Source organism: Nostoc sp. UHCC 0251, assembly GCF_034932245.1.
Taxonomy (GTDB): domain Bacteria; phylum Cyanobacteriota; class Cyanobacteriia; order Cyanobacteriales; family Nostocaceae; genus Nostoc.
In genome coordinates, this window is record NZ_JAYGHD010000479.1 from 1 (window position 1) to 4,469 (window position 4,469).

Annotated in this window: 5 protein-coding genes and 1 pseudogene; 1 reads left to right on the forward strand and 5 read right to left on the reverse strand. The window is 42.0% G+C overall.

What is annotated here, in order from left to right; genetic code table 11:
* Positions 1–133 precede the first annotated feature (133 nt).
* The 5 genes from VB740_RS35885 to psbA form a co-directional block, all read right to left on the reverse strand.
* A complete protein-coding gene (locus VB740_RS35885; RefSeq protein WP_323204566.1) occupies positions 134–1,036 on the reverse strand; it encodes a sulfite exporter TauE/SafE family protein in 903 nt (300 codons plus the stop codon).
* Positions 1,033–1,578: a rhodanese-like domain-containing protein gene (locus tag VB740_RS35890; protein ID WP_323204567.1), complete on the reverse strand. Its 546-nt coding sequence runs from the start codon at positions 1,576–1,578 to the stop codon at positions 1,033–1,035. Before VB740_RS35890 ends, VB740_RS35885 begins: the two co-directional genes overlap by 4 nt.
* 56 nt (positions 1,579–1,634) lie before the next feature.
* Entirely contained in the window at positions 1,635–2,327 is a 693-nt protein-coding gene (locus VB740_RS35895) for an MBL fold metallo-hydrolase (protein ID WP_323204570.1), read from the reverse strand.
* Positions 2,328–2,391: 64 nt separating this feature from the next.
* Entirely contained in the window at positions 2,392–2,514 is a 123-nt protein-coding gene (locus VB740_RS35900; RefSeq protein WP_323204568.1) for a hypothetical protein, read from the reverse strand.
* Positions 2,515–2,575: 61 nt separating this feature from the next.
* Positions 2,576–3,661 (reverse strand): photosystem II q(b) protein, encoded by a 1,086-nt coding sequence (psbA, locus tag VB740_RS35905; RefSeq protein ID WP_323204569.1) that lies wholly within the window; start codon positions 3,659–3,661, stop codon positions 2,576–2,578.
* A gap of 470 nt (positions 3,662–4,131) precedes the next feature.
* Here psbA and VB740_RS35910 point away from each other — a divergent pair.
* Positions 4,132–4,469, forward strand: a pseudogene (locus VB740_RS35910) (cytochrome b6-f complex iron-sulfur subunit 1); the annotation flags it as partial.

The following is a 4,469-nucleotide window of genomic DNA, read 5'->3' on the forward strand; positions in this document are numbered from 1 at the left end:
TTTCAACCGACTCTGCATTTATATTATGCAGCTTAAATGCCGATTAGCTTATCCATATTAGAAATTTTAAGTTCACGAGAGGGTTTTTCATGCGATCGCTGTGTAATTCTTCATACGGAGTTTTGGGATGCTGTTATTTTTTGGCGATCGCCCTTCGCGTAGCATCTTGTAAAGAAGGTAGCCCAAAACTTTTCGGTCTACTGACTGTGACTAGTCGGGAGTTGCTATGATTTTCTACCTGGGGCGATCGCGGTTGCTGACGATTCTGCACCAAAACCAAAGCTGCAACTGCAAGCAAAAAATAACCAAAACTTTTCTGAAGTCTATTAGCTGGAACAAATTCAGCTAAGTACGCACCAAAGATTGTTCCCACACTAGCAGCCACAATGAAAGAGAACATCAAGTCCCAATTTAAAGAAACATGACCCAAGTAGCCCAAAAAACCTGCAACTGAATTAAATACAATAATTAACAAGGATGTGCCGATCGCCTGTTTCATGGGTACATTTCCCAAGAGTACCAAAGCTGGCACGATCGCAAACCCACCACCAACACCAACCAACCCAGTCAGCACCCCAACAACCAAGCCTTCACTAATTAACCACAACCAGCAATACTTACAGACAGGTGGGGGATAAAATGCCAGTTTATCATCTGCTGTCACAGGTTTAGAACTACGCCGAATCATAAACACAGCAGCTACCAACATCATGACTGCAAACAGCATCATTTGAAAAGCTGCGGTAATTACTGGAAGTGTAGCAATTTTTGCCCCCAGAAATGCCCCCAGCATCGTTGCCGAACCAAAAATAAATGCAGTCTTGAAATCAACATTTTTGGCTCGCCAGTGGGGAATTACCCCCAATAAGCTAACAGTACCGACAATTACCAAAGTCATGGCGATCGCAGATTTTGGAGGTATACCCATGACATAAACTAGAATTGGCAGCGCCAGCACCGAACCCCCACCGCCAATCAAACCCAAGCTTACCCCAATACAAGCAGCCAGCAAATGCCCAATAATCCACAGCGTCATACACTGCTCCGTTGATTATAAGGAAGCTTTGCTAGTAGCATCCCTAACACGCAACTATCTGTAATTCCCGAAAACATTAATCCTCCTCCCATCAAACCACTGAGAATCAGGAACCAAGGAGAAACAAATGCTCCTAATAATGTGCCTATTAACACCAAGGAACCAGTGACAATTTGCACTTGTCGGATTAAACTAATGGGGGCATTTTTGTTAATTGTGGTAGCATAACCCGCTTGTTTCCAAGCGCTTATACCCCCTTCCAGATGGGTAACAGTGGTAAAACCCGCATCAAATAGTTTTTGAGCAGCCATTGTTGAACGATTCCCGGAACGACAGTAGAGAATCACTTTTGTGTCTTGATCTTGGGGAACTTTGCGCGGATCAAATTTTGATAAGGAAATCAAAGTTGCTCCGGGAATATGCTCTCCTGCATACTCAGCTGGTTCACGAACATCTATAAGTGTGATAGCTTGTTGCTTCAACAACTGTTTGAGAGTTTGAGTATCAACGCTTTGTAATTTGTTTACACGGGAAGTAGTCATTGCTTTTTATACTTAGGAATGTAGATTTTTAAACGCAAAGTTTTTGTGTGATTTTGTTACGCAGCAACGCTACCGCAGCGCTGGTTCGCGGGTACTGCTTCCATAATATTTTTCGGGTTGGGTAGATTCAGGTTTGCCATTAATTGGATAAATTCGTTGCGGTTTCGTCCCACCAGCCGTAAATTCCATTGTTTCTCTTCCTTAATGGTGGAAACTGTATTACCTCGATAATCATGACCGGGATAAACTAAGGTTTCGTCAGGTAATGTAAACAAACGTTGCGTTATTGCGTCATACATCATCCCTGCGTTCCCACCTTGAAAGTCAGTCCGTCCACAACCACGAATTAACAAGGCATCTCCGGTGAGTAAATGAGTACCATTAACTAAATAGGCATTATGGCTATCAGTATGACCCGGAGTTGCGATCGCCTTTACTTTCACGCTCCCTAACTCTAATACTTCTCCATCTTTCATAAATCTGTCTGCACATATAGCTTGGGCATTTTCCGGTACAATTCCCAAACAACCTGTAGCCTCACGCAATTTAGCTGTCCCAGTAATATGATCGGCGTGGATATGGGTTTCTAAGCAGTATTTCAGAGTTAGTGCTAGTTCTGTGAGTAATTGGCGATCGCGCTCTACTTGTTCTAATACCGGATCGACCAAAATCGCCGTTTTAGTCTCTAAATCGGCAATTAAATAAGTATAAGTGCTTGTTTCCGGGTCAAAGAGTTGTCGGAATAACATCATGGCTAACTCCAGATAAAATTGTTTGATTAATTAATAGTATAACTATATAGTAATAAATTATCTACACTGGAGTTAGTTTTTTTGTGGCTGTTGCGATCGCTTCCATCAAGGCATAGCCCATCGCCAAACAATGATTCTTCCCTTGCAGAAACGACATTTTGATAAAAAAAGCAACCCGAAGCATTTTTAACTTGGGCTGCTTACACTGTTTTTGAGGAGTTAGAACGAACTGAATTCAGAATTAATTAACCGTGAATAGCAGGAGCAACCAAGGCTACAGGTTGAATATCTCCAGCAGCTAAATCTAAGGGGAAGTTGTGAACGTTGCGTTCGTGCATTGTTTCCATTCCCAAGTTAGCGCGGTTTAAAACATCAGCCCAAGTATTAATTACACGACCTTGAGCATCAAGAACAGAGTTATTAAAGTTCAAACCATTGAGATTAAAGGCGAAAGAAGATACAGCTAAGGCAGCACACCAGATACCAATTACTGGCCAAGCACCTAAGAAGAAGTGTAAAGCACGACTATTGTTAAAAGATGCGTATTGAAAGATCAATCTGCCGAAATAACCGTGAGCCGCAACAATATTGTAAGTTTCTTCTTCTTGACCGAATTTGTAACCGTAGTTTTGGGATTCAATTTCAGAGGTTTCCCGAACTAAAGACGAAGTGACTAGAGAACCGTGCATGGCAGCGAATAAAGCACCACCAAAGACACCAACTACTCCTAACATGTGTAATGGATGCATGAGAACGTTGTGTTCTGCTTGCAGTACAAACATGAAGTTGAAAGTACCGCTAATCCCTAAAGGCAAACCATCAGAGAAGGAACCTTGACCCACAGAGTAGACTAATAGTACCGCAGTGGCAGCAGCAACAGGTGCGCTGTAGGCGATAGAAATCCAAGGACGCATTCCTAAGCGGTAAGATAATTCCCACTGCCGACCCATGTAGCAGAAAATACCAATCAAGAAGTGGAAAATAATCAACTGGTAAGGGCCGCCATTATATAACCACTCATCTAAGCTAGCCGCTTCCCAAATGGGGTAAAAGTGCAAACCAATAGCATTGGAAGTAGGCACAACCGCAGCAGTAATGATGTTATTGCCATAGATTAAAGCACCAGCGACAGGTTCCCGAATACCATCTATATCTACAGGTGGTGCGGCAATGAAAGCGATGATGAAACTTATGGTTGCTGTTAATAGTGTGGGAATCATCAGTACGCCAAACCAACCAATATACATACGGTTGTTAGTACTGGTAATCCAATTGCAGAATTTCTCCCAAAGATTGTTACTACTTTGGCGTTGTTGCAGAGAAATAGTCATAATTTTTAATTCCGAGGTTAATCGTTGTTCAAGGCAAGTTAACCTTATAACCATATAGTTATATTTAATGTCAAGTAAATTCTCATATTGTTTTTGACTTATTTGTGTAGATGGTGAGATTGAGGGGTGACAAGCGAGATGTAATCTAGGCTGGGCTTTCACTTTGATGACTGGTGAAAAGATGAGAATTCATTTTAGCGATCGCTAAAACAGGGGTTTTGAGTGCTGATGAATTATTTACTTTTCTTGATCTTTCCCTACCCCCAACACCCTACCCCCAACACCCAGCCCAGACGAGCTTTCAGCTTTTCTTAGTGCTATTCGATTCAGTGTGCTTGTTATGGTTTTTTCTGCAACATTAAAGGTTGATCAATCAACTAATTGATTAAATTACTAAATAGTTATACAATAAAAATATCAATAATATTTACTGAATCAAAACCTGTATCGAAACTAAGAGGTGTAAAATCATGACAGAGAGTCTTCCTCTAGAAAGCCCCTCAATGTCGAGGCGACAATTGCTCAACTTTTTCACAGGTGCAGTTGTTGTCACTACAGCCAGCAGCCTACTTTATCCTGCGGCTAAATTCTTTGTTGCCCCCACAGAAGCAGGTGAAGATGGTTCTATCCTCGCTAAGGATATTAACGGAAATCTCATTCCTGCTAACCAGATTTTGGCTGAACCCCCTGGTAATCGTGCCTTAGTCGCGGGTTTAGGAGCAGAACCTACTTACCTAACAATACAGTCAGATGAGTTAGAGTCGATGTCCGTATTGCTACGGCGCACCTCTCCTTCAGAACCGGACAT

Coding starts and splice junctions, on each gene's coding strand:
- VB740_RS35885 (WP_323204566.1), bottom strand. CDS start 1,036: ATGACGCTGTGGATTATTGGGCATTTGCTGGCTGCTTGTATTGGGGTA.
- VB740_RS35890 (WP_323204567.1), bottom strand. CDS start 1,578: ATGACTACTTCCCGTGTAAACAAATTACAAAGCGTTGATACTCAAACT.
- VB740_RS35895 (WP_323204570.1), bottom strand. CDS start 2,327: ATGTTATTCCGACAACTCTTTGACCCGGAAACAAGCACTTATACTTAT.
- VB740_RS35900 (WP_323204568.1), bottom strand. CDS start 2,514: ATGCTTCGGGTTGCTTTTTTTATCAAAATGTCGTTTCTGCAAGGGAAG.
- psbA (WP_323204569.1), bottom strand. CDS start 3,661: ATGACTATTTCTCTGCAACAACGCCAAAGTAGTAACAATCTTTGGGAG.